The organism is Fructobacillus sp. EFB-N1 (genome assembly GCF_001038455.1).
Taxonomy (GTDB): Bacteria; Bacillota; Bacilli; order Lactobacillales; family Lactobacillaceae; genus Fructobacillus; species Fructobacillus cardui.
On record NZ_LDUY01000056.1, the window covers coordinates 1 to 991 of the forward strand.

Consider the following 991-nt stretch of genomic DNA (forward strand, 5'->3'; position numbering starts at 1 on the left):
TTCATTCAGCCATTCTCGTACCAGATTGACGGAAAGCGTGACCTTGATTTAATGAACGTTGGTGAGAATAGCCTTAGTCCAACAGTGGTGACGAGTGACAATATCGAGGTTATCAAGAACGGTCGTTCGTATCTGTTCAGTCCTGATAAATCGAAAGATTATCTGTTCTCATTAGAACGGGGCAATAATCATGTGACGATTAAGGGCAATGCGACAGTTCGATTTGTGATTCAAAGTGAGGTGTTGCTCTAATGTACCGAGTAATTGTATATAAGAACGCCAATGACCAGGTCGGTGAGGTTCTACATGAGCCTCGAAACTATGGTAATAAGGCCATATCAGGCGAGTTGGATATGCAGTTCAACGGTATCTCAACAGCCTCATTTACAATCACGATGCAGAACAGCCTCTATCGTCAGTCAGAAGCGATTGCTAACCTCGTGAAGGTAGTTGATACCAATACGGGCAAGGTCGTCTTTGACGGCCGTGTAGTTAAGATTGACGGCTCTTTCAGCGGTAGCCATACGCAAGTCTTGCAATGCGAGGACTGTTTGGCCTTTTTGCATGACAGCACGCAAGTCTATCGGAAAGTCCAAGACACCACGATTCGAGATTTCTTGCAGATGATTGTAGATGAACACAATCGACAGGTAGAGCCATACAAACGTTTCCAGCTCGGTAGAGTGACTGTGACGAACAGCACTGATAATGTCTATCGTTATACAGACGATGCGCAGGATACATTTGACACAATTAAAGATAAATTGGTAAGTCGCTTAGGCGGCTTTTTAATTTGGCACCGTGACGGTAATGGCCAACTGGTGTTGGAGTATTTAGCCAGCGTTGGCGAACATATCGATACACCAATCAAGTTGGGTAAAAACTTGAAAAGTGCCAAGCGTGAATATGATGTCCGAGATATTATCACTCGCCTAGTACCAATCGGTTCGCCAATTGAGCAAGAACAGACTGAACAGTCTAGTGATGACAC

Annotated in this window: 1 protein-coding gene and 1 pseudogene; both read left to right on the plus strand. The window is 44.4% G+C overall.

The window, feature by feature from the left end:
* A pseudogene (locus FEFB_RS08030) lies at positions 1 to 252 on the plus strand (hypothetical protein); the annotation flags it as partial.
* Positions 252 to 991: phage tail protein (locus tag FEFB_RS08035; RefSeq protein WP_047975731.1), on the plus strand; the 740-nt coding region annotated here is incomplete at its 3' end. The pseudogene FEFB_RS08030 and the gene FEFB_RS08035, both read left to right, overlap by 1 nt.